At 30.9% G+C, this 230-nt stretch carries 1 pseudogene; it reads left to right on the forward strand.

Features of this window, described 5'->3' with window-relative positions:
• Positions 1-230, forward strand: a pseudogene (locus tag G9F74_RS29775) (zinc dependent phospholipase C family protein); the annotation flags it as partial.

Below are 230 nucleotides of genomic sequence, written 5' to 3' on the forward strand. Positions count from 1 at the left end.
ATTGATACGAGAGCTATAAAATATCATAGCTACTTTGAAAATTATGTTACAACCATTCAAAATCAATTTGCAGTCAATACTGGAGGGAATTATAACAATTCTCTATCTACACCTGAAGAATGGATTGATTATGCAGCTCGAGTAGCTAAACCTGAAATCCAAAATATTACTAATGATAAAACATTTAAGTATTATAATAGTGGTAAGGCACAATTGTGGCAAGAAATGGT

The sequence above is a fragment of the Bacillus sp. EKM202B genome, assembly GCF_011066025.1.
Lineage (GTDB): Bacteria > Bacillota > Bacilli > Bacillales > Bacillaceae_G > Bacillus_A > Bacillus_A toyonensis.